Genomic DNA, 23514 nt, shown 5'->3' with positions numbered 1-23514 from the left:
AAAGAAAGGAAGAACGAATATGAAAAAACAATCATTTTTGCTTTTTAAAAATTCGTTTAAACAAGCATTTCGTAATAAAATTCAATTAGTTGGTTTAATTGTTTTAGTATTATTATCATCAACTATTTTTTCATTAATGCAAACAAGTTTAGCAAGAATTTCTGATGAATATTCAACATTAGTTGCAAAATCTAATTTACATGATTTTGTTATTGATTTATCTAATACTACTCCAAAAACTGTTTCTAATAAAATCTCAACATCAACAACTGCTGTTGATGAAAAGAATGATTTTGATATTAACAATATTGCAAATGATGCTGGTAATGAATTTATATGAGATCGTGTTGAAGGCAGAACTATGCAATTAGATAATAATAGTAATCCTAGAATTTTAAAAATATTAACTTATAATCAAGATGCTCGTATTGATAAATTAATCATTAGTGATGGTTATCAAATAGGAGATAGTAATAATCCAGATAAAACTCCAAGTTGAAAACAGGTAGTTATTAATAAAGAATTTGCTCAAAAAAATAATTTGCATATTAATGATACAATTCGTGTGCAATCAGATCAATTAGGAAGTAGTTTAAAAGTTTCAGGATATGATTTAAATGATGCTGCTTATAGTAGTTATAATTGATTAAAAATTGTTGGATATGGTGTATCTGCTGATTTCACAACCCCAATTATTGATCAAACTACACCAATTCCAAATAAAACTCGTGAAGGTTTATTATACGTTGATCCAATGCAATTTGGTTTAAGTAAAAGGTTAGAAAAAAATAATTATATTTGATCATATGATAAAGCTAATGAAAAAATCACAATTTCTTCTGATAATGATCGCGAAATTTATTTTGTTGGAAAATCAACAATAGGTAAAATTAATGATATTAAATTAATTTCACAAAGTTTAAGAAGTAAATATATTAATACTATTGATTCTGATGCTGCTTTAGTATATAAATTAGGAAATAATAAGTATACGTTTAATAAACGTACTGCTACTTTGAATGCAACTATTATTGGATTTAAAAGTTTATTAATTGGTTTATTGTTAATTGTTTTAATTATTACAGGAATTACAGTAATATTAATTACTTATAAAAATATTGATAATTCACGAACACAAATTGGAATTTTAAAATCATTAGGTTATAGTAATATTAAAATTTTAATTACATCTTTATCTTATCCAATGGTAGCAGCACTTATTGGTACTATTTTAGTGTTTTTACCAGCAAGTGGTTTACAAGTAATTATAGTTCAAACATTTGCCAACTATTTTAATCTAGATTTTGGTCATTTTATTTTTAATGGTTTAGGATTTATATATTGTTTAATTTTAATATTTGGTTTTTTATCAATTATTGCATGAGTTATTAGTGCTTTAACAGTTATTAAAAAACCAATAGATTTAATTAAAAACGAATCAGCTACTGTTAATTCTCGCTTTAGTCGAATTATTAAAACAAAAAGTATTAATCGTGGATTTTTAACAAGATTCCGTTTATCACTATTTACATCATCAATTGGAAAAATGGCAGCAGCAGCATTAACTATGTTTTTAGGAACAACTTTAATGACAACATCTATTATTGGTCCAAAAATTATGGCTGATAATAAATTACTTTCTTTTACTGGTATGAATTATCACTCCTTAGTTGAATATGACATTCCGACTTATAATTCTCCATATAGTTTTTATAAAACTTATAATCCAAATAATAAAGATGATTGAACTTATACTTCTACTGTTGATAGTACTACTGGTGATACATATTGACATCCACCACGTTTTGATAATTCTGGACCATTAAATGATACTTTTGTTAAAGAATTATTAGAAAATAATATTAATGCTGAAGCATATGCTCCAATGTCAGATGAATCTAATCCCGGTGCTGCTATTAGTGATTTAGGATATACTGGTTTAACGTATTTAAATGGTAAAATGCTTACTAAAAACTTTTTAAATGGATTAGATTCTAGTGATATTAAAGATGCTTCTGTGATTGTTGGAATTATGGTACAAATGGCTTGACCAAATGCACTACCAATGTATGACACAGTTTTAAAAAATACTAATATTAACAGTTTTTATAGTGAGAATACTTATAATATTATTAGAAAATTTTATCAAAACTATCGAACAACAGTGGCAATGAATATTAGTGGTACGATTTCGAAGACTGGTAAGATTAGTACTAATCCTAATGATTTAGATATTACAAAATTCAAAGATTGAGCAAATAGTAATATTCCTGCTTACAAAAATGCCTCAAGTAAGGGTCCTACTTTTATTAATGATATTGATAATTTAAGTTTTGATACTAACGATAAATTATATCCGTGACATTTAACTAATGAAACACAATTATTGAATAATAATGCATCTGAAATTAGTGACAAAGAGCGTGATAGTTGAATTAATAAAGTTGGAATTTGATTTGGTGCTTTATTTTATAATAGAATGGGACAAACTGTAGTGCAAGGTGCTTATACTAAAAGCCCATATTTTATTCGTCAAAATATTGCCAAAGCTTATAGTCATCCCAATGCTCCTTTTAATGTTGCTTTTAATGTTGTGCCTTTTGATAAAGAAACTGATGAATTAGGAACTTACTTTATTGGTACTCCTGAAAAATTATTTAAACAGAACAAATATTTAATGAAAGTTTATGGTTTACAAAATCAACAACAGTTAGGCAAACCTTCAATGATGCAATTATATGATGCTGGAGGTTCTTCATTAAATCCACTTTTAGAACAAGAAAATAGTGATGATAGTATTAGTCTTGTTATTAATCAAACAATTGCTAAACAATTAAATTTAAAAATAAATGATGAATTTAAAATGAGTAGTAATGGTAATACTATAAAATTTAAAGATAATAATAAATTGAAACCTTTTGATTTGGATAAAATTAATATTGATAACGTTGTTGGCGATAGTAAAAATGTTAATAATGTAACATTATTAAAACAACAAACTGGTTATACACAAGTTGATGAGTTAAAGGATGAGGCTTATGTTAATGCGGGTATTAATGCTACAAATATGTTAAAAGAAGTTGCTGCTGGTAAGGTTGTTAATTCTTATAATGATAAGATAAGTTCTAAAACACCAACGTATAAAGTAGTTGGTATATATAATGGTTATGGTCAACCTAATGCTTATATTAGTAAAACTAATGCTGATAAAGTTTTATCATTTAATAAAACAAAAGAATTTTTATTTTTATTATTTAAAAAAGAATGAGAAGACAAAAAAACAACTTGTGATGTTGATTTTGGTAAATTAAAATCATTTAATGAATATCAAAATTTTCTTAATCAATTAAATGATCCCGTTATTTATAAACTTAATCAAATATTTGAAAATGAAAATCCAATCTTTAATTTTAAATTTTCAAATTCGCAATCATTACCAGATATAACTAATTCATTTTCAACTTCGCAAATGTATGGAGATTACAGTGCTTTTGGTTTAAATGGTGGTACTGATGGTTCTGGTACTTATCAAGGTTATGGTGCAGGTAGTGCTGTTAATATTACGCCACAAGATATCCATCATCAGTTGTTAAATCAAATTACTGCTTTAGTTGATACAGTATTGGTTACATTTATTATCTTTTCATTAATCATTTCGTTCTTTATTATTTTATTAACAAGTAATTTAGTAATTTATGAAAATCGTAAAACAATAGCAACAATGAAAACACTTGGTTATAGTGATGCAAAAATAACTAATATTGTTATTGGTATGTATTTACCAGTGATTGCTGTTATGTTTGTTATTGGTTTTCCTGTAGGATGAATAATTGTTAAGTTTATTCTTAACTATTTAGCTGCTAATACAACATGGGTTTTACCATTATTCTTTGTTTGATGATTACCGCTTGTGGTTGGTTTAATTGTCTTTGGTATTTATGCAACAACCTTTATTATTGATTGATATGCCATGAAGAAGATTAATCCAATTAAAACTTTAAATGAATTTGATTAAAAGCAGAAAGGAATAAAAACATGAAAAATGATAAAAAAAACACTAAAAATTCAAGTGAACAAGTAACTAAAAATAAGTTAGAATCTAGTTTTACAAAGAAGTCAGTATCTAAAACCGAAGGTACAATACCACCAGTAACTCATAAATCTCATGATAAACCAGAATCAAAGGAAGAAATAGAAGCTAATAAAGCTAAATTGCAAGCTTTTAAAGATAATCAAAAAGCAATTAAAAAATTAACAAAAACTCATTCAAAAGAAATTTTAGCAGGTAAAATTATATCAATGACTAATAATACTCCTGATACTCAAACTAATGTTATTGAATTATTTGATGTTAAAAAATCTTACTTAACTGGAGACTTAGAATATGAAGTATTAAAAGGAGTTAATTTAAAAATTAAATTAGGTGATTTTGTTGTTATCTTAGGACCATCGGGAAGTGGTAAGACAACATTATTAAATATTATTTCGGGATTGGATAAACCTAATACTGGTGATGTTTTTGTGGCGGGATACAATTTATCTTTATTAAAAGATAGTCATTTAACTAAATTTAGACGAGATAATGTTGGTTTTATTTTTCAACAATACAATTTATTAACTAACTTAACTGCTCGTGAAAATGCTGAAGTTGGTGAAAATCTTGCTAAAAATAAAAATATGAGTATTGATGATATTTTTCAAGTTATTGAAATGGATGAACATATGAATAAGTTTCCAAGTCAATTATCGGGTGGACAACAACAAAGAGTATCGATTGGTAGAGCACTAGCAAAAAATCCGACAATTTTATTTTGTGATGAGCCAACAGGAGCACTTGATGAGGAAATGGGGCGTAAGGTGTTAGAAATTTTATTGGATGTTAATCGAGAATATAAAACATCAATTATTATGGTTACTCATAATCCTAACTTCCAATATGTTGCAAATACTGTTATTAACGTTAAAAATGGTAAAATTATTAGTGTAAAGAATAATGAAAAACCAATGAAACCAAATGAAATAAATTGATCATAAGAAAAGGATATAGATGGGGGTTGATTTAATAAATATAAGAAAAATGCATAAAAATATGCATTTTTCTTATATTTATATAGAGTAAATACTTGTATAAAGTAAAAAATATTAAATTATAAGAATCTAATAGAAAATACTATATTTTATTTAGTTTAATTATTTTTTAGAAAGAAAAAGGTGCAAGGTAATGAGTATTGGTTTAATTACATTTATTATATGAATATGTTTAGTAATTTGAATAGTGTTTTTAATTTGAGGTATAACTTTATGTAATAGTAATAATGCATTAGGCATCATATTATTATTTTTAACATTAAATTTAATTGGTTTAATAATAGGAATTTCTTTATTATATAATAAAAATAAGCAAAATGTAGATAACAAAAAAAATATTAATAGTAATATTAAAATAGAAGAACTAAGTTAAACATTCCTTTTTAGAAATTTTAATATTAAATTAAAAAATCATACCTTAATTTAATACAATTAAAAATAAAATAATAATAAATATTATCATATTAAAGTATGACTTAAAAATTTAAAGGTAATGTTTAGTAATCTGTGTAACTTACAAAAATAACTATGTTTAATTAGTTCTATAATAAACCTAGAAAGAGTGAGTTACAAATGGCTAAAAAGCAAAATATTAATAATAATGATCCAATATCAAAAGCAGTAGATTTATTATTAGAAAATACTGAAGATTTAACAACAGTTTTTAAAGAGGGAGGTTTGTATAAAGAATTAACAAAAAGATTAGTAGAAAAAATGTTGAATTCTGAGATGCAAAATTATTTAGGATATGATAAGAATCAACATAGTAATAGTGACAATGCTCGTAATGGTATAAGTTCAAAAAAATTAATAACTCAACAAGGTAAAATTGAGATTGATGTACCACGAGATCGCAATAGTAATTTTAATCCTGTAATAATTGCAAAAAGACAAAGAAGATTTGATGGTTTTGATCAACAAGTTCTTTCTTTATATGCAAAAGGTATGACATTATCAGATATTAGAATGCAATTACAAGAGTTATATCATGGTGCTGATATTAGTGAAAGTGTTATTAGTCAAATTACTGATGATGTTATTGATGATGTAAAAGCATGGCAAAATCGACCATTAGATAGTGTTTATCCGATTGTTTATTTTGATTGCATAGTAGTTAAAATACGACAAGATAAACGCATTATTAACAAATCTGTGTAGGAGTTGATTTAGAAGGTAAAAAAGATGTTTTAGGCTTATGAATTAGTGAAAATGAAGGTTCTAAATTTTGATTAGCCAATTTCACAGAAATGAAAAATCGAGGCTTAAATGATATTCTCATTGCTTGTAGTGATAATTTAACAGGAATGTCAGAAGCAATACAATCAGTTTATCCTAAAACAGAACATCAATTATGCATCGTTCATCAAATTAGAAATAGTTTGAAATATGTCTCATATAAGCATAGAAAATCTCTAGTTGCAGATTTAAAACCAATTTATACTGCATGTAGTGAAGAACAAGCAATGCAGGCTTTAGAAACATTTGAAAATAAGTGAAATAAACAATATCCTCAAATTGCTAAATCTTGATATAAAAATTGAGAAAATTTGATAGTTTTTATTGAGGCTTTTTAGAAATCTGTGTATCTTTGTTTTACAAAGTACTAGTTAAGATTAATTCTATCTTCAAATTTTATCATAAAATGAGCAATTGCTGTATTTCAATTTTGAATGGGCATTGTTCATTTTTTTGTTATATTTTCAATTGCTAAATAAAATATTTTCAATTCTTCCATATCATTAGGAAAAACTTTTTTATTTCTGATAACTTTTCGTAATTGACTATTAACAGATTCAATAGCATTTGTGGTATAAATTACTCTTTTAATTTCTGTTGGATAACTAATAAAAACTATCAAATTTTCTCAATTTTTATATCAAGATTTAGCAATTTGAGGATATTGTTTATTTCACTTATTTTCAAATGTTTCTAAAGCCTGCATTGCTTGTTCTTCACTACATGCAGTATAAATTGGTTTTAAATCTGCAACTAGAGATTTTCTATGCTTATATGAGACATATTTCAAACTATTTCTAATTTGATGAACGATGCATAATTGATGTTCTGTTTTAGGATAAACTGATTGTATTGCTTCTGACATTCCTGTTAAATTATCACTACAAGCAATGAGAATATCATTTAAGCCTCGATTTTTCATTTCTGTGAAATTGGCTAATCAAAATTTAGAACCTTCATTTTCACTAATTCATAAGCCTAAAACATCTTTTTTACCTTCTAAATCAACTCCTACACAGATTTGTTAATAATGCGTTTATCTTGTCGTATTTTAACTACTATGCAATCAAAATAAACAATCGGATAAACACTATCTAATGGTCGATTTTGCCATGCTTTTACATCATCAATAACATCATCAGTAATTTGACTAATAACACTTTCACTAATATCAGCACCATGATATAACTCTTGTAATTGCATTCTAATATCTGATAATGTCATACCTTTTGCATATAAAGAAAGAACTTGTTGATCAAAACCATCAAATCTTCTTTGTCTTTTTGCAATTATTACAGGATTAAAATTACGGACGGTTGTCAAAGTTACGAAATAATTTATTATCATATTAGTAACTTATTTCCAAAATTACCATTTAAAAATGATGATAGACAAATTAAATTTTCTTTTACCCTTAAATTTAAATTTATATTCGACGTATTTTAAAAAATATAGATTTTATAAGATAAAATAAAAATTATTCTCAAAGGAAAAAGACAAGAAATAATCTTGTCTTTTTTTGTAATTGTAAAATTTTAAAATTTTTATTATTAACACTCTTTAAATATCTACTACACGCAGTGACCAAGTAGGAGAAAGTTAATAATTAATAACCCTCTTTAACGCTATTATCAACACGTGTTAGGGAACTAAAAAAGTGAACTACAACACAGTTGTTAAAAATAGTAGTTAGAGCATGTGGACTTGCATGAATAAATAAAAAGTGGAGTGATACCTAATAAAATATACTAACCAGTAATGGTAATTCTTGGGGTGGGAGCGAATTGGAAACTAGTATATATAGACCTGTTGTAGGGACCTGTTGTATTAATTCTATCTTTATTTAACCAACCTTGCCACTCCCCAGTGAGCAAGTGTTGGTTTTATTTTTTATTTTTTTTGAAAAAATTTTTGGGCGAGAAAATAAATTTCAAACTTGTAAAAAAAATTGAGCGGTGCCGGTTCAATTAAAATATTAATTTGCTAAACACAAATTAAATAAATATTGAATCGAATGCCTCAATGTTTTTTAAAATTTCACAATTTATTTTTGAGCCCAGAATTTCTGGAATGAATAAAACGAATAGTAGTTATGTTCTTTATGCTAGAAGCAACAGAACATATTAATAATGAAAGTAAGGTAATTCAATAATGATTAATGAACATGATTGAATATGATTTTGTGATATTTATGGTTGTAAAAATAATAATAGTAAACAAGAAATATATGTTTGTTCAATTAAAAAAGATACAAAATTAGGATTATGTAAAACTCACTTAAATAATTATAAAAATATAACAATTGATTATGTTATTGATAAAAAACAAGAAAATGTAGATAAATAAAATGAAAAAGTATTTTTGTTGAACATGTAAACAACATAAATTTGATTATTTATTCTTTAATACTAATGATATAAAAACAAGAAAATATTTTTTAAGAGATAAAAATAGTAAAGCGATTTGTTATGACTGTATTTTAAATATTAGGTTAAGTAGGAGGTATAAATATGGATAAAGAATATTTAACTAAAAGAGGAACGATTTGCATACCAGACAGTGATGATATTGAATTTAAAATAGGACTAATTAAACTGATTGATGATTTAAAAAAAAGATAATTTAGTTTGTGGTCATAAAGAATTTATTGAAGAATGTAAATATTGTTGATGTAATTGTGATTTAGAAATTATTAAAACAGTTATTAGAGGTTAACTTAATTAATGCAATATGACTTAATTATCGGAATTGACCCCGCTGGAATTGGTAATAATGGAATTGTTATATATTCACATGAAACTAATAATATTATTTTTAATGAAACATTTAATACATTAACTGTTTTATGAACTAAAAATATGTATAAAGAAAAATTTCAATTGATTAAAGAAAAATTTATTGATAAAAAAATATTAGTTATTGTAGAAAATTTCTTTTTAAATTCAAAACAATTATTAACTAATCCATTAGCAACCCCTAAAATTATTGGTGCATTAATGGTATTAGTACAAGATGTTATGAATTGATATTATCTAGAAAACCAACCAAAAAATAAAAATAAAATAACAAATTATAAAGGAAATATAAAATTAACAAAACATGAACAAGATGCATATAAGCATATTCAATATTATTTAAAAAATCATAAAAAAATATTAATTTTTGACAATTATTTAAGGAAATTATAAAAATGAAAGATAAAACAAATTATGTCAAATTAACAGTAAAACTTAGTAACACTATTGAAGCAAAATATTACGAAAAAGGTAATAAAGAATTATATTATAGTGTTCGTGGTCAATGAAATGGATTAAACTATGTTACTTTAATTTTTAATAAACCAAAACTTTATAGACGCTGTATTTTATTAAACAAAAACGATGAAATTATAGTAACTGGTCAAATTTTTAATACTTTAAATATTCCTAAAAATCGTGCATTTTGTTCAATTAATGTTAAATGATTTAAAAAATGAAAAGAGTAAAAAAATGATATTATGAAAAATTTTATTAATAGTACCAATATTAATAACAAGTATAACACTAATAATAATTTTAATATTTATTATTAAAGAATTAAAAAATGAATATAAAGTATTGAAAATATTAAATGAAATTGCTAATCAAATTGAAAATAAGGAAATAAAATAATGAAATGTTTTCTTTGTATGGATGGAGAAATATATTCCCCAAAAACCTTATATAAAATAAAAAAACTGAAAAATTTAATTTATAAAGATAGAGATATTGATAGTGAAGATTTTAAAAAAAGATATGAATATCTTTTAAAAAAATTAGGTGACATTGATAAACAAATAATTTTAATAAATTTATTAATACATCAAGAAAAAAAATATAGAAAGGAAAGTAAATAATGAATAAAGAAAATATACCATGTTGTTTTAGTGAAGTTAATGAAGTTGGTAAACATATAACTAATTGTACTAATTTACCAACAAAATTAGATAAAGATAATGTACAAGTAAGATATTTTTGTGAAGAACATATGATTAAAGTTGAAAATATAAGAAGAAAAATTGCTCAAAAATATATTAATGAATATAAAGAAAAATTAATTAATTTTCTTAAAGAACAAATACAAGATGAATTAGATAAAGGTGATGATGGAATACCATATATTGATGCTTTTGAGTTAATTAAAGATTTAGAAAATGGAGACATTTGATAATGAATAAATTAAAATTAAATTCTTTTGAGAAGTGAATAGAAACAAATACCAAATTATATTGAGATGAAAAAGAAGAAACATTTAAAACTAATGATAATAAAAATTAAAAAGAATAATAAATGTGGTTATGGTAGAGTTTATGCCCATAAATGTAATAACTTATGTAAGCAAAAACAAAATAAAAGAGTTAGAAAAGAAAGGTTAAATTATGAATAAAGAAAAAATAATTAATTATCTTGACAATGAATTTATGGAATTACTTAAAGATGATATTAGTGATGAAATTAAAATTAATATTAGTAATTGGAAAATGAAATTAATAATGAAATTACAAGAAAAAATAGAAAATGGAGAATTTGACTAATGATAATATTACCTACTTTGTTTGAAAATAAAGATGAAATTGAAATATTATCACCATTTCCCAAAGCAATTCATACAAGTAATGATATTAGAGCAATTATTTTAAGACAATATCCAAATATTAAATCAAAACACATAATTGTTTCTGACCCCGAAAGTAATGTTGCATTAATAGTTGGTGATAATGATGTTTATCAAGGTTGAATTAAAGTAACAGTTAAAAAATTAGAAATTAAAGGAGAATAAAATGCCAAACGAAAATACACAATCAAATTATACTTTAACCAAATTAATTAGAACCGGTATAAGTCCTATTTGTGCAATGATTGGTACAAGTGCTTATTATGGTCAAGTAATTTCAAATCCAGTATTAGGTTCAATTAATAGTTTATTATTTGGTAAAAAATTAGGTTTAGATATTTGAAATTTAAATCAAAGACCAAATACTAAAACAAAATTAATTAATAGTTCTAAAAAAAATATTACTAGGTTTAGGAACAATCGGTTTAGCAAATTATAGTAAATGAACAGAAAATAATATTAATCCTATTATTCCAACAACACCAACTCCAATAACTACTACAACTACAACTGAGGGTCCACCATGATTATTATTAGATAAACAAGATAATCAGTCATTAATGGATTGAGATACATATATTAGTTTAAATGCTTATGGTATTTCAAATCTTATTAGTGGATTAACTGAGTTAATACCTAATAAATTTGAAACAATAAGAAAAATTTGTAATATGGCAACTGGTGGATGTTTGATTAGTACTGGTGTTGCTATGGGTATAAATAATAATTTTAATAATGCTTATGCAGTACCTACCATTATTGCTGGGGCATCTGAAATTATTCATAATTTATTACCTATGGAAACAAATCATCATGTTGAAGAAATGCAATAAACAACATTTAATAATGAAACTACAAGATTAATTAATGATAATAGATTTTCAATTAATAGTGAAACAACCAGTCAATACGGTAGTGATAATATGAGCGAAGTACCATTAAATACTGATAATGCTTCATTAAATTGAGATTACAATCACATGAGTTTATAAAGGGGGTGAAAAGCAATGAATAAAGAAAAAATAATTGAATATTATAATCAAGAAATACAATCATATAAAGAAAGAATGGAACAATTAAATAAAGAAATATCTGTATTAGTAAAAATTATAAGTAATTCACAATCAATGATTGAAAGAATTAATGGTGGTCAATTTGATGAATAATTAAAAAATAAATAATTGAAAGGAAAATATTGAGATGAAAGAATTTTTACATGAATTAATAATTATTGGAACAAGTGTTGGAACATTAATTTGCAGAGAAATTATTGTTTTATTAAAAAGATTTATTACAACTCCAAAACATGTTAGAGTAAATAACAAAATTATAAAACATCAAAAAAAATTAGCAAAATTAAATGAAAAAATTAATAAAGGAGAAAAATAATATGACAAAAATTGAATTTAATGAAAAATATAGAAAAAATAATATCAAAATTGATAGAGATTTTGATTTAGATATAGGAAATTGTTTTAAATTTTCTGATATTGATATATTAGAAAATGCTGTTAATGATTATAAAAAACTAATAAGTGAAATGCCACAATTAGTTAAAGATTGATTATTGGGATAAGATTAGGAGAATGTTAAATGTTAGAAAATGAAAATAATGTTCAACAAACAACTGAACCTTTAACTGAAAATAATGCTTCTTCACAAGAAATAGAAAATAAAGTTAATGAAGCAGAAAATAAGTTAAATAAACTTAATCAAGAAATTAAAGAAAAAGAAATTATTAATATATTTAAAAAATATCAAGTTAAAACTGAATTTTATGATTATTTAAAATTTAAAACAAGTAATATAGAAAATTCAAAAATTGAAGAAACTATTAAAAAAATGATTAAAGAACAACCAGTATTTAAAGAAACAATTAATACAGGTGGCAAACCACAAACAATAATAACAAATCAACCAAATTCAATAAAAAGTACATTATTGGATTATAAAAATAAAAATAAATTATAAGGAAGGAAAATAAAAAATGGCAGTACCATTCAAACAAAATTTAGATAATACCGAAAAATTAGTAGAAGCACCAGAATTTATAGAATTTTTTAAACAATCAAATAGTCCGTGGGCAATTTTTTTTCCTATCGAAATGGTTAATTCAACAAGAATTGAATTTATAGTTAAAAAACCAAAAGACCCAAAAGTTAAAGTTCTTCAATGAAATGATAAAAGTAAAAGAATAGATGTTGGATATGCTGATACAGATAAAATTATTAAAGAAATTACAGAAGAAGCCGTTGCTGGCGAAACAATTGCAGCAAAAGATTTATTAGCAGAAAATGGTCAAAATTTATTACAAAGTATGCAATATGAAGTTGCTAATGATTTAGCAGATTATTTAGCTAATAACAATACTAATGTAATTGCAAAATATGCAATTAAATTTATGATTGAAAAATCAACAGAACCAAAAGCACAAGCAATTAAATATGTAGAAGCAATGTTGGGGGCATGAAATACATTATTTCAATATAGAAATATTGCAAATTGTAGATTCTTTATTACTAATTCTCTTTATGATAGTATAGTTTATTTGGCAGATAATAAAGGTTTAATTACTGATAATGAAATTGCACAACAATTAAGAACCTGTTTAGGATCTTTTTTAACTTATTTTTGATTAAATTAATATCATAAATGTTATTTTATAGTTGAAAAATAAATTTTTAATCGATAAGTTGTCAAATGATAAAATCTTTTTAACAAAAAAATGACAAAGAAAATAAAATGTTAATTAACTGTCAGGTTAGAAATAATTATTCCCTTTTTTAGTTTAATTATGTTTAAAAGATTCCAAACAGGTTCTAAGATTAAATGGTAATGATTTATATATTAAAGGTGTTTTATGTCAAATTGTAATGGATGACTATATGACTTTTAAAAATGATAAAAATGATGATGAAATTATGTCATTTGTTTTAGCAACACCAAGAGCAATGAAAAGATATATGTTGCAAGATACAATTATTTATGTTCAAGAAGTGGCAGATGGTAAAGTTGGAAGAATGTATTTAGTTGGTGGAGAAGTTACAGGTCAAGCCATACCTTATATTTCTAATAATGAAACAACATCACGTTGAATGGCATGTGGAATTATTAATACTGATAAAACTGATTTAAAAACTAAAATTACAAATTTAACAACTGATATTACTGCAAATGTTAATAACAATAATAGTGAATTAAATACACAAATAAAAAGTACTAATGAACTTAAATCATTAAATCCAAATTTAACAAATCCAACTATTAAATATTTTAGTGATGCACAAGGGAAAACTAATGTAAGTAATCAAAAACAAAAAGCAGGTGACTTATATATAACTATTACTGCAAATGTTAATGACTTAAATTATAAAGGAACAACAAATCCAATTAAAATAACTCTTAAATAAAGGAAATTAATATTATGCCAATCGGTACAACTAGTACAGCAATACTTTTAAACATAAATAAACAAAAACATACTAGAATAAGTAAACAACAAGAAAATAAAAGTTTTTGATGAGAAATTTTAGAAATGATTGGTGTACAGGTCATAGCAGTAGCACTTGCTCCTTTTACTGGTGGATTAAGTGAAAGTGTAGCCCTTGGATTAGGTGCAAGTGATTTAATTGCTAGTATTAGTGCTGTTGGTGTAGAGTTTTTAACTGATTTTACTATTAATCAAGTTTATGATTATTTAAAAGGAAATGTAACAAAATTAAATACTTTCTTTAATATACTTCCTGCATTTGCTGGACTTAATAAAATTAGTCGTGGTTATCGTACTACTAAATTTATTAAATTAGCAGAAAAAACTAAAACATTAGAACAAGTTGGAATTAAAGAAGCAAAAAACTTACAAGAAATTATAAGTCAAGTAAGTGGAAAAGAAATTTTAACAGATAAAATTATTGGTAATAAACGTTATTTATTTAATTATAGTTTTGCTCCTAATCGTGAAACAATAATCCAAAATTTAGGATATGTTGCTGAAAGACAATATAAAAATAATTTTCAAAAATTAGAAGCACAAGAATTAAAAGATTACTTATTATTACAAAATACATTAATAAAACTAAGTCCACAATTAACTCCTAAATTTAAAATTAAAGATATTGAAAAAGCAAATAACTTTTTAAAAAAATATAATACTGATTTAAAAAAAGTACTATCTATGAACCAACATGATTGATTAAATTTAGTTCATACAATACATTCAGAAAATAGATATGGAAAAACTTTAATTTTAGATTTACAAAAAATTCGTGCTAATGCTATTAAATTTAATTTTAAAAAAAGTTCAATTCATAAGATTGTTTTAAATGCAAATAAAATTTTTAAATATTTGGATATTAGATTTTATTTAAAAAAAGGTTTAAATAAATTTTGAAAAAATACATCATATTTTGAAAAATTACGAGAAAGTATATATAAATTACAAGAAAAATTTGAAAAATTAGAAAAACAAGCATTTGAGAAAATTAATAAATTAAAAGAAAAAGTAACTGATTTATTTACTAGTGCAGAGAAAAAAGCAATTAAACATGCACAATTAATTCCATTAAATTCCCCAGTATTTATGGGTTGTAAAATTCAACCTTTATCATTAGATAAATGTGCAATTACTATTTATCATCGTAATCCTAAATATAAACCAATTACAGTTGTTGATAGTATTCTTAAAGCAGAAACTTTTGTTACTCAAATACATCCATTCCATTGATATCGTTGATATAGTGGTTGATACATTGGTTATGGAGTTAATCAAAATAAATGATTAAAAGCAATAGCATTTGCTCCACCGGTTGTTCAACAAATAATTAGAGATAGTTTTAAAGTATATAGAGAAATATTTAGAATCGTAAGAACTTATCATAAAGTAGCAAATGTTATTAATAATCCTATTGAAAATATTAATAAATCATTTAAAAGTGTTGGTTTAAAATTTTCAGTAAATACTGTATTTGGTACTGGATTATTACATCATTTAGAAAAATTTGCATATAGTCAAGTTGTAAAAAAAGGTAAAAAGAAATTACAAAAAGAAATTATACATATATCACATAGAAAAACTAAAACAAAAACTAAACATTATAAAAAAGCATTTTTTAAGGAATGATAAAATATGATTAATAAACTTTGAACTGGTGTCAGTCTAGAAAATTATAATAACTGATATCCATTAACTGGAAAAATTACAGAAACACCACAGCAATATATACAAACATGACCATGGAATGGCAACACTTTTTAGGACTATTTTTTGGTAGACACTTGTTCTTGATATTTGATAGGAGTTAAGTAGTTTAAAGTGCTGTGGATTCTTATGTTGTTGTATCAATTGATATAATCAAATAATTCTAATTTTAATTGGATTAATGATGTAAAATTTTTATCATTAATAAATTCAGTTTTGAAAGTTTTAAAAGTTGCTTCAGCAACAGCATTATCATAAGGACAACCTTTTTTGCTTAAAGATCGAGTAATATTGAATGCTAATAAAAGATTATTAATAATTTTATTGTTAAATTCATTACCTCGATCACTATGAAATATTTGGATATCTTTTAAACAGCGATTTGATTGCATAAATGCTTGATATACTAGTAATGCATCTTTTTTAACTCCAACACTATGTCCAATAATTTCTCGGTTAAATAGGTCTATTAATAGGCAAATATAGTTTCATTTACCATTAACTTGAACGTAAGTTAAATCACTAACAATAACTTCATTTTTAACCCTATTATTAAAGTTTCTATTAACAAGATTGGTTATTTGACTATTATTGACTTTATTATGATGATTTTTGAATGATAATTTAGTGTATTTTGATATTAAATTATGCTTATTCATAATTTCTTTAATTTTTCTGCGTGATAAATAAATTTCTTGGTTTTCTAAAATTTTTTTTAATCTTCTAGTACCATAAACTTCTTTATTTTCTTTAAAAGCACTAATAACAGCTTCATCATACATATTATTTTTGATTTTATTTTCTTTTTTCTTTAAGTTAAAATAATATGTTGATTTAGATATTTTCAAAAAACGACACATTGTGCGAATTTTATATTTAACTTTATTTTTAGCAATAATTTCTACTTTCTGCCTATTATTAGTGCTGCTTGCTTTAAAATATCATTTTCCATTCTTAATTGTTTTAATTCTTTTCTTAATTTAATTAATTCATTTTCTTCAACAGAACGATTATCTTTAGTTTTAAAACTACCTGAATTAGTAAATTGCTTAATTCAATTATAAGTAGCTGCTCTTGTAACATTGTACTCTTTAGCAAGACAAGACACTGACTTACCGCTTTGATATAAAGCTACTATTTGTTTTTTAAATTCATCTGAATATGAGTTAATATTGGCCATAATTATACTTCCTTTCTTTTCACTAATTTGTTCACTTGTCTACGTAATTAGTGTCCAATAAAGTGTAACCCATCCAGTCCAATAAAGTGTAACCCATCCACAGCACCAATTTCTGTTTTTGATACTCTTATTTTACAAACTGCTCTTTTATTAATTAATTTTCCATTTTTCTTTTTACCAGTACAAAATACTAATAATCTCATAGAACATTTTTTACAATTTTTAGTATTGTGTTTTTCATTAAACTTAAATTTTCTATGCCCATCATCAATATTGATATATAAAGTTTGATTTTTTTCTAATACTATTTTAGGGATATTAATTTTTGGTAATTGAAATTTTTGATATGTTCTACAAACTGTACTAGTACTTATTAAATCCTCAATAAAAGTATCACAAACATCACGATACTTTTTTCCATCAGCAAAAAATTTTAAAATTTGTTTAATAACATTAGGTGCAAGTTTGCTATATTTTTTAACACCAAGATAGTTATCTAATAAAGATACGTATTCAGTTTTTTGTTTTTCTATGTTATAATATGTACAAATACGTCGTTTATAATTTAATAAACCCTTTTTTGCTTTTAATTTTCGTTTTCTAAATCTGTATGATTTATATACAGATTTATCACATTCATTTCATAGTTGTTCATCTATTTTTGCAAATAATTCTTCTGTTTGTTTTAAACTTAATTCATCTTGATTAAAATCGTGTTTGTCTCAATCAAAAAGATTAGGGAATGGTAATTTTAACATTTTTAATGTTCCTTTCTTTTAAATAATTTAATTTTAACTTATATATGTTAATAAGGAGTAAATATGGCTTTTATTAGTAGTTATGCACAACTAAATAAAAAATATAATCTTAATTTTAGTGATAATAATTATGGTTTTAGTTGAGATATTTTTAAACAATTTGTTGGTGATGAATGAGCAGAATTTTTCACTACTAATTGTTTTTATCGTTTTATACCAACAGCACGGGGAACAAGAAAAACTTGAAATTGTTTAGCATTTGATTTATTTATATGTTGTAATTTTAGTGATAGTAGTGTTCAAGAAGTAAGACGATATGAAAATACTCATAGTGAAACTACAATTGGTGCTTTAATGAATGTTTGTCAAGTTTTATTAGATACATATAATATTAATTTATTACCTAATAATCCACATGGAATTAAATGAAAAATTACTAAGGACGGTGGATGTATTATTTTTCCTAGTAATCAACAAATTGACTTTATTGGTTATGCTAATGGTAATAAGATTTTTGGAAAAGAAGCTGGTGGTTCAAGTTTTTTAGGTTCAAGAACAGATGAAATTATTATGGCAGAAGAAAAGGAAACATTAACTGAAAAACAATTAACATATCGATATGAACGTTTACAAAACTCTATGTTTAGAAGTAATCGTATTAAAGTATCAAAAGAGCCTATTAAAGAATGAAGTTGAACGTTTATTGATAAAAATATATATAGTCCTAATTTTGGAAAAAAGATTACTCGTTATTTTTATAAAAGTTTCTTTATTACTTTTACATGTAATCCTTATGATAAGTATCATCCGTTTTATTTAAAATACTGTACACCATTTTTACCATTAAATGATGAAATAACGAAAAATCTTAAAAAAATTGGCAAAGTATATTATGAAAATAAAGACATATTTAGTGGTTTAGGTTTATTTATTTTAAGATTTACTATTAAACCATTTTGAAATAAATTACCTGAAATTCAACAAAAAACTTTATTAGAAATGAAAAAAAGTAATCCTGATGAATTTAATACTGTTTTTTATGGTTTTGAATTTTTAGATAGTGATGCAACAATTTTTCCATTTCAAAAAGTAGTAAAATATTGACAACCATATCAGTTAAAACAATTTTATAATCAAGAAAAAGAAATGTATAAATTTGATTTTTATAGTGTTGGTATTGATTGAGCTACTGGACCAAAAGACCATACTGTATTTATGATAGTTGGTTTTAAAGAATATAATAATACTGGGTATTATGATGCTTATATTATTTGTGAATTAGTAGTTACTCCAAATGATTTTGTTAATGAAAATGAAAAAATTAATGGTTATGTTAATGAAATTTTAGGATTAATGGATAATTTTGAAAATTTTGAACAAGCAATTTATTTTTATGATGATAAAGCAAGAACAGCAATAGATTGATTAAATCAAAAATTAATAGATGAACATAATACTATTTTAATAACACAAACTGCTATTAAACATGCTTCAAATTTAAATCAAGAAGCCGGATTAACTAATAGAGTAGTATGAATGAGAAATATTATGAGTTATGGAAACTTTTATGCTAATAAAAATGATTTACCAAAAACTACTCAATGTTTAGAAGAATTACGTTATGACCAAACCAAAACTAACATTCCTGATAAAAATATGTACCAAGACCCTTACGATGCATTATTTTATGCCTTGTATCCATATAAAAATGTAATTAGGGGTAAAAATAATGCTAGTGTGAAAAAAAGTATCTTCACATTTGCTATATAGTAAACAATTTACATATAATTAATAGTATAGGTATCACAAAATAAACGCCTTTAATTTAGGCGTTATTTTGCATTTAAAAGCATACTTGTAAAAATAATCAAAAATAGTACAATTTATAAGTAAAATCAAGGAAAAAAGGAGAAATTTATTATGAAAACATGAATAAAAACAAATTTAAGTAAAATAACATTAGCATTAGCACTAACTGGTGCAACAACTGGAACAATAGGATTAATCATGGGGGGGTGCTTACTCATAATATGGAAAATTATTATTTAAAACCAAATGGTGAAAAAGTATTAGGTACAACTACTATTTGATGAAATAAATGATATAGCCCCGATAAAACTAGATTGTATTTTTCAAAAATTAAACATCATGATGAAGATGTAAAATGAGATGGTACTTACACAAATAATTATTTTGAATAATTAAATTTCTAAGTTAATATAAGAAATATTTTCATTATATTTATCAAATAAATTAATATTATTTAAATTTATTTCTTGTTTATCAGTTATTAAAACTAAATCATAATTTCCAGTACCAAATATACCACTAATTTCAATCCGATTTAAGTTATTAATCGGATTTTCAATTTGTAATTCAAATTCACTATTATTATCAATTTGTGATATTTCTTTATAAAATTCCAATTTAGAAAATAATTGGGATTTATTTGAACCATATAAATTTAAAGCATTTTCAATTTTATTATTACTAATGATTAATTTTGTAAAATATTTTCCATATTCGCCATTTGCTAATGTTCAATCTGCTGGAATTAATGAAGGTATATTATTACTTTCTAATTCATTTGTAATAGATAATCAATTAAATTGATTATCATCTAATTTAAATAATTCATTTTGACTAATATCATTATTTCTTAGTTTAATGTTATTCATATCTGTAAAATCAAAATACTCAGATTTTAATATAACTTTGGTATCTTTAAATCTTCAAATATCTTTACCAGTAGGTTTTATTGGACTCGATTTTAATTCAAAATAATAGGGTAACAAAATTTTATTATCATCATTTAAACCTTTATTAATTGACATAATTGAATAAATATTATTTGATAACATAATTACTAGTTTCTTAAAAATATAAACTTGTGGTAAATTTATATAATTTGGATAATCTAATTTTCATTGTTTAAATAAATTAGTTATTACTTCTTCTGGTTTTTGTCCTTCAAATTTTGCTCTTAACTTTGCTATTTCATTGTCTGGAACACCTTTATCATCATATGTTGCACCATCAAAATTTCTATTATAGTTATATGTGTAACTTAGCATATCTAATAAAAGTTGCTGTAAACTATCATTAGTTGGTGCATCTTTAATTTCAATTTCAATATCATCAAATCTATTATTAGTTGCAACATATTGATAAAATTGACTTTCACCTACAAAATCTCAAACTTCTTTATCTTTTAATTCTTTTTGACTTTTTAGTGGTCATTTACCACCTAAAACATTACTAAATTCATACCCTAATCAAGCATGTGTAACTCTTGCATTTTTAATGACTTCTTTTCTTGTTACAGAACCACTACTAATTTTAATTAAATCTAAAACTGATTTTTCTTGGCTAATAAATTGTTTTGCTAAATTTCAAGGTAATATTTGTTCACTAAATCATTGTTGTAATATTCTAACTTTTGGTTGAGTTTCAATAGGCATTGATAATAGCGGAAATGCTATCTTATCTTTAACAAATAACTTTGGGTATACTTCCATATTGTCAACTTCACCAAGTACCTTTATATTGCCGAAAATCATGCTTCTAGGGGCTTTAATTTTTAAACCAATTACTTTTGTATCTTTGTCTAATGGTTTTTGTAATTTAATAATAATTGGATAACCATCTCTTGTTTTAAAATCTTTAATTTTAATAATAGTAATACTTTTAGTACTTCTTGTTTTTGGATTTTGATAAGGTTGAGAATAGTTATTAATGATATATAAATTATCAATATTATTTTCAGTTAATGGTTCATTAATAGATACAGCATATAACTTAAATTGATTTAATAAATTTATTTCTTGAAATATTAAATTTTTAATATCAGTCATACTATATTCAATAGTATTATCATTAATATTTGTACTTGCTCTTTGATTTAATTGCATAGTAAAGTCTGATGTTTCAGCAGCAGTAGTTTTTAATACTTTATCAATATCAATAAAACCAATTTTAATAGTATTTGCTGAAAATCTTAAATTATTATTTTCATTATTTTTAAATAAACGTTCAATTTCATAAATATATAAAGTTCTTAGTTTAAATTCATCATATGCTCTTTTAAGCTCAGGGTCACCTTTGCTACTCATAAGATTAGTAAAGTCATAAGGAATATTGTCAATTAAATAATCATTTTCTACTTCTGCTTGATTAAGTTTAGTTTGTTTCTGTGGAAACTTCGTTTGTGGTTTGTTGTTTTGATTGTCCATTGTTTTCTCCTATTAATTGGTTATTTTTGGGATTAAATAATTTTAATCTCACTGTTAAATTATTAATTTCTTGTTCATCATTAATGTTAAATGTTTTACTATTTAATAAATCTTTATCTAAACGTACTAATATTTGAATAAATTTAAGAATATCAATATTAAATTGTCATAACTTTTGTTCAATATAATTAATAGTTGAAATATTTACAGCTGTACTTTCGGGAACTGATTGTTGTGCTGACTTCTTTTGACTTGGAATATGAATGCCACAACGTTTAAATATTTCATTAACATTTCAATCGTATATATCAGTCAAATTTTTACCTTTAAAATTACTACTTGTCATATTGATATTTTCGTTTTGTTCGTTATTATCTCCGCCACTTTTAAAAATATAATTTTTAGTAACTAATATTCTTACAGCATCTTCTAATAAATCTTTTACATTACCATAAGTTGAATTAAAAATAAACTTTGGTGAGTTTAAAATTGTATCTAAAACAATTTGTTCATAAATAACATCTAATGCTTTAATTTTATCCATTACTTTATTACAATCTGCTAATTCATTTGCTTTATTTCGCATAATTGCTATTGGTATATAGTTAATATTTAGTATTTGTTCTTGTGCTAAATTAGGGTTATTAATGAACGATTTAAAATCTAGTGGAAATTGTTTTTTGCTATCATTAACACTATAAATTGCACGATTAATAGTTACTTGTTCATTATTTAATGTATAAACTTCAAATAATCTTACAATTTGTGCATTTTGTTGATAACTATCATAAAAAATAGTACATTGAATTAATTTACCAGTAATATCATAAACTCTTTGTTGTATATCAACTACTTGAAAATATAAGTCATCATTTGCAATAAAAATTAAATAACCACTAATTCCCAATTTACTTAATTTAAAAATAGAATTTCAATTTTTTCTATAAAATTCTTGTTGAATTAAATACTGCTTAATAGTTTCATTGTTAATATCTAGTGGAGCATTATATAAATTAGCATTATTTTCTGCTACAAAATCAGTAAAATATGTTTCATGATTAAAATCATTAAAACCAAAATAACTTAAAATAGAAGCATGTGTACTTTTACCTTTTAAAAAAGTTAATTTAGTTTTTTCTTCATTATTAGCGCTTTTATCTCTTCTTAAAAATCTACCTAACATAATATTCA

Annotated in this window: 27 protein-coding genes and 2 pseudogenes; 24 read left to right on the top strand and 5 right to left on the bottom strand. The window is 23.8% G+C overall.

Features of this window, described 5'->3' with window-relative positions:
- Positions 1-19 precede the first annotated feature (19 nt).
- The 3 genes and pseudogenes from ACXUB0_RS01410 to ACXUB0_RS01400 form a co-directional block, all read left to right on the top strand.
- Positions 20-4015, top strand: a complete 3996-nt coding sequence (locus tag ACXUB0_RS01410; protein ID WP_458257515.1) for an ABC transporter permease — start codon at positions 20-22, stop codon at positions 4013-4015.
- A 20-nt stretch (positions 4016-4035) separates the two neighbouring features.
- Complete coding sequence (locus ACXUB0_RS01405) at positions 4036-5034, top strand: ABC transporter ATP-binding protein (protein ID WP_338959714.1); 999 nt, start codon at positions 4036-4038, stop codon at positions 5032-5034.
- A gap of 627 nt (positions 5035-5661) precedes the next feature.
- Positions 5662-6650, top strand: a pseudogene (locus tag ACXUB0_RS01400) (IS256 family transposase); the annotation flags it as partial.
- Positions 6651-6691: 41 nt separating this feature from the next.
- Here the strand turns inward: ACXUB0_RS01400 and ACXUB0_RS01395 are convergent.
- Positions 6692-7629 (bottom strand): annotated as a pseudogene (locus tag ACXUB0_RS01395) (IS256 family transposase); the annotation flags it as partial.
- A gap of 846 nt (positions 7630-8475) precedes the next feature.
- Between ACXUB0_RS01395 and ACXUB0_RS01390 the strand changes: the two are divergent.
- The 18 genes from ACXUB0_RS01390 (at position 8476) to ACXUB0_RS01305 (ending at position 16210) form a co-directional block, all read left to right on the top strand.
- Complete coding sequence (locus ACXUB0_RS01390; protein ID WP_458257368.1) at positions 8476-8670, top strand: hypothetical protein; 195 nt, start codon at positions 8476-8478, stop codon at positions 8668-8670.
- Between the two features lie 377 nt (positions 8671-9047).
- Positions 9048-9512 (top strand): hypothetical protein, encoded by a 465-nt coding sequence (locus tag ACXUB0_RS01385; RefSeq protein ID WP_458257514.1) that lies wholly within the window; start codon positions 9048-9050, stop codon positions 9510-9512.
- A gap of 2 nt (positions 9513-9514) precedes the next feature.
- Positions 9515-9808, top strand: coding sequence for a hypothetical protein (locus ACXUB0_RS01380; RefSeq protein WP_458257513.1), 294 nt, complete (start codon positions 9515-9517; stop codon positions 9806-9808).
- 4 nt (positions 9809-9812) lie between these two features.
- Positions 9813-9974: a hypothetical protein gene (locus ACXUB0_RS01375; RefSeq protein WP_338975126.1), complete on the top strand. Its 162-nt coding sequence runs from the start codon at positions 9813-9815 to the stop codon at positions 9972-9974.
- The gene (locus tag ACXUB0_RS01370) at positions 9974-10198 is read left to right on the top strand and encodes a hypothetical protein (protein ID WP_338974876.1); all 225 of its coding nucleotides are present in this window, start codon (positions 9974-9976) and stop codon (positions 10196-10198) included. The genes ACXUB0_RS01375 and ACXUB0_RS01370 overlap by 1 nt, the downstream gene beginning before the upstream one ends.
- Positions 10198-10512 (top strand): hypothetical protein, encoded by a 315-nt coding sequence (locus ACXUB0_RS01365; protein WP_458257364.1) that lies wholly within the window; start codon positions 10198-10200, stop codon positions 10510-10512. Before ACXUB0_RS01370 ends, ACXUB0_RS01365 begins: the two co-directional genes overlap by 1 nt.
- 208 nt (positions 10513-10720) lie before the next feature.
- Positions 10721-10876 (top strand): hypothetical protein, encoded by a 156-nt coding sequence (locus ACXUB0_RS01360; RefSeq protein ID WP_458257363.1) that lies wholly within the window; start codon positions 10721-10723, stop codon positions 10874-10876.
- Positions 10876-11121, top strand: a complete 246-nt coding sequence (locus ACXUB0_RS01355) for a hypothetical protein (RefSeq protein ID WP_458257362.1) — start codon at positions 10876-10878, stop codon at positions 11119-11121. The genes ACXUB0_RS01360 and ACXUB0_RS01355 overlap by 1 nt, the downstream gene beginning before the upstream one ends.
- Before the next feature lies 1 nt (position 11122).
- Positions 11123-11395 carry a hypothetical protein gene (locus tag ACXUB0_RS01350; protein WP_458257512.1) on the top strand — a complete coding sequence of 91 codons (273 nt, stop codon included), beginning with the start codon at positions 11123-11125 and terminating at the stop codon, positions 11393-11395.
- Between the two features lie 121 nt (positions 11396-11516).
- The gene (locus tag ACXUB0_RS01345) at positions 11517-11789 is read left to right on the top strand and encodes a hypothetical protein (RefSeq protein ID WP_458257511.1); all 273 of its coding nucleotides are present in this window, start codon (positions 11517-11519) and stop codon (positions 11787-11789) included.
- A 174-nt stretch (positions 11790-11963) separates the two neighbouring features.
- A complete protein-coding gene (locus ACXUB0_RS01340; RefSeq protein ID WP_458257360.1) occupies positions 11964-12122 on the top strand; it encodes a hypothetical protein in 159 nt (52 codons plus the stop codon).
- Positions 12123-12156: 34 nt separating this feature from the next.
- Positions 12157-12345, top strand: coding sequence for a hypothetical protein (locus ACXUB0_RS01335; protein ID WP_458257510.1), 189 nt, complete (start codon positions 12157-12159; stop codon positions 12343-12345).
- 1 nt (position 12346) lies between these two features.
- Positions 12347-12532, top strand: coding sequence for a hypothetical protein (locus ACXUB0_RS01330; protein WP_458257413.1), 186 nt, complete (start codon positions 12347-12349; stop codon positions 12530-12532).
- A gap of 17 nt (positions 12533-12549) precedes the next feature.
- Positions 12550-12927, top strand: a complete 378-nt coding sequence (locus ACXUB0_RS01325) for a hypothetical protein (protein WP_458257496.1) — start codon at positions 12550-12552, stop codon at positions 12925-12927.
- Positions 12928-12943: 16 nt separating this feature from the next.
- Entirely contained in the window at positions 12944-13600 is a 657-nt protein-coding gene (locus ACXUB0_RS01320; RefSeq protein WP_458257509.1) for a hypothetical protein, read from the top strand.
- A gap of 241 nt (positions 13601-13841) precedes the next feature.
- Positions 13842-14366: a hypothetical protein gene (locus ACXUB0_RS01315; RefSeq protein ID WP_458257508.1), complete on the top strand. Its 525-nt coding sequence runs from the start codon at positions 13842-13844 to the stop codon at positions 14364-14366.
- Between the two features lie 14 nt (positions 14367-14380).
- Positions 14381-16078 (top strand): hypothetical protein, encoded by a 1698-nt coding sequence (locus tag ACXUB0_RS01310; RefSeq protein WP_458257507.1) that lies wholly within the window; start codon positions 14381-14383, stop codon positions 16076-16078.
- Between the two features lie 3 nt (positions 16079-16081).
- Complete coding sequence (locus ACXUB0_RS01305; RefSeq protein ID WP_458257506.1) at positions 16082-16210, top strand: hypothetical protein; 129 nt, start codon at positions 16082-16084, stop codon at positions 16208-16210.
- A 2-nt stretch (positions 16211-16212) separates the two neighbouring features.
- Here ACXUB0_RS01305 and ACXUB0_RS01300 read toward each other — a convergent pair.
- Together ACXUB0_RS01300 and ACXUB0_RS01295 are read right to left on the bottom strand one after the other, a co-directional pair.
- Positions 16213-17333, bottom strand: a protein-coding gene (locus tag ACXUB0_RS01300) for an IS3 family transposase (protein WP_458257454.1) whose coding sequence is annotated in 2 segments (ribosomal slippage) — positions 16213-17057 and positions 17057-17333 — 1122 coding nt in all. Because the reading frame shifts where the segments join, the coding sequence is not laid out codon by codon here.
- A gap of 47 nt (positions 17334-17380) precedes the next feature.
- Complete coding sequence (locus ACXUB0_RS01295; RefSeq protein ID WP_458257505.1) at positions 17381-18091, bottom strand: UPF0236 family transposase-like protein; 711 nt, start codon at positions 18089-18091, stop codon at positions 17381-17383.
- Between the two features lie 63 nt (positions 18092-18154).
- On the opposite strand from ACXUB0_RS01295, the gene ACXUB0_RS01290 reads away from it, so the two are divergent.
- From ACXUB0_RS01290 to ACXUB0_RS01280, 3 genes are all read left to right on the top strand, one after another.
- Positions 18155-19861, top strand: coding sequence for a hypothetical protein (locus tag ACXUB0_RS01290; protein ID WP_458257504.1), 1707 nt, complete (start codon positions 18155-18157; stop codon positions 19859-19861).
- A 150-nt stretch (positions 19862-20011) separates the two neighbouring features.
- A complete protein-coding gene (locus ACXUB0_RS01285; protein ID WP_458257503.1) occupies positions 20012-20140 on the top strand; it encodes a hypothetical protein in 129 nt (42 codons plus the stop codon).
- On the top strand, positions 20122-20292 hold the full coding sequence (locus ACXUB0_RS01280; protein WP_338974221.1) for a hypothetical protein: 171 nt from the start codon (positions 20122-20124) through the stop codon (positions 20290-20292). Before ACXUB0_RS01285 ends, ACXUB0_RS01280 begins: the two co-directional genes overlap by 19 nt.
- On the opposite strand, the gene ACXUB0_RS01275 is transcribed toward ACXUB0_RS01280, so the two are convergent.
- Both ACXUB0_RS01275 and ACXUB0_RS01270 read right to left on the bottom strand, forming a co-directional pair.
- On the bottom strand, positions 20293-22323 hold the full coding sequence (locus ACXUB0_RS01275; RefSeq protein ID WP_458257502.1) for a hypothetical protein: 2031 nt from the start codon (positions 22321-22323) through the stop codon (positions 20293-20295).
- The gene (locus ACXUB0_RS01270; protein WP_458257501.1) at positions 22271-23506 is read right to left on the bottom strand and encodes a hypothetical protein; all 1236 of its coding nucleotides are present in this window, start codon (positions 23504-23506) and stop codon (positions 22271-22273) included. Before ACXUB0_RS01270 ends, ACXUB0_RS01275 begins: the two co-directional genes overlap by 53 nt.
- Positions 23507-23514 lie beyond the last annotated feature (8 nt).

Source organism: Spiroplasma endosymbiont of Dactylopius coccus (assembly GCF_977110965.1).
This window is presented reverse-complemented; position numbering and strand designations above follow the sequence as displayed.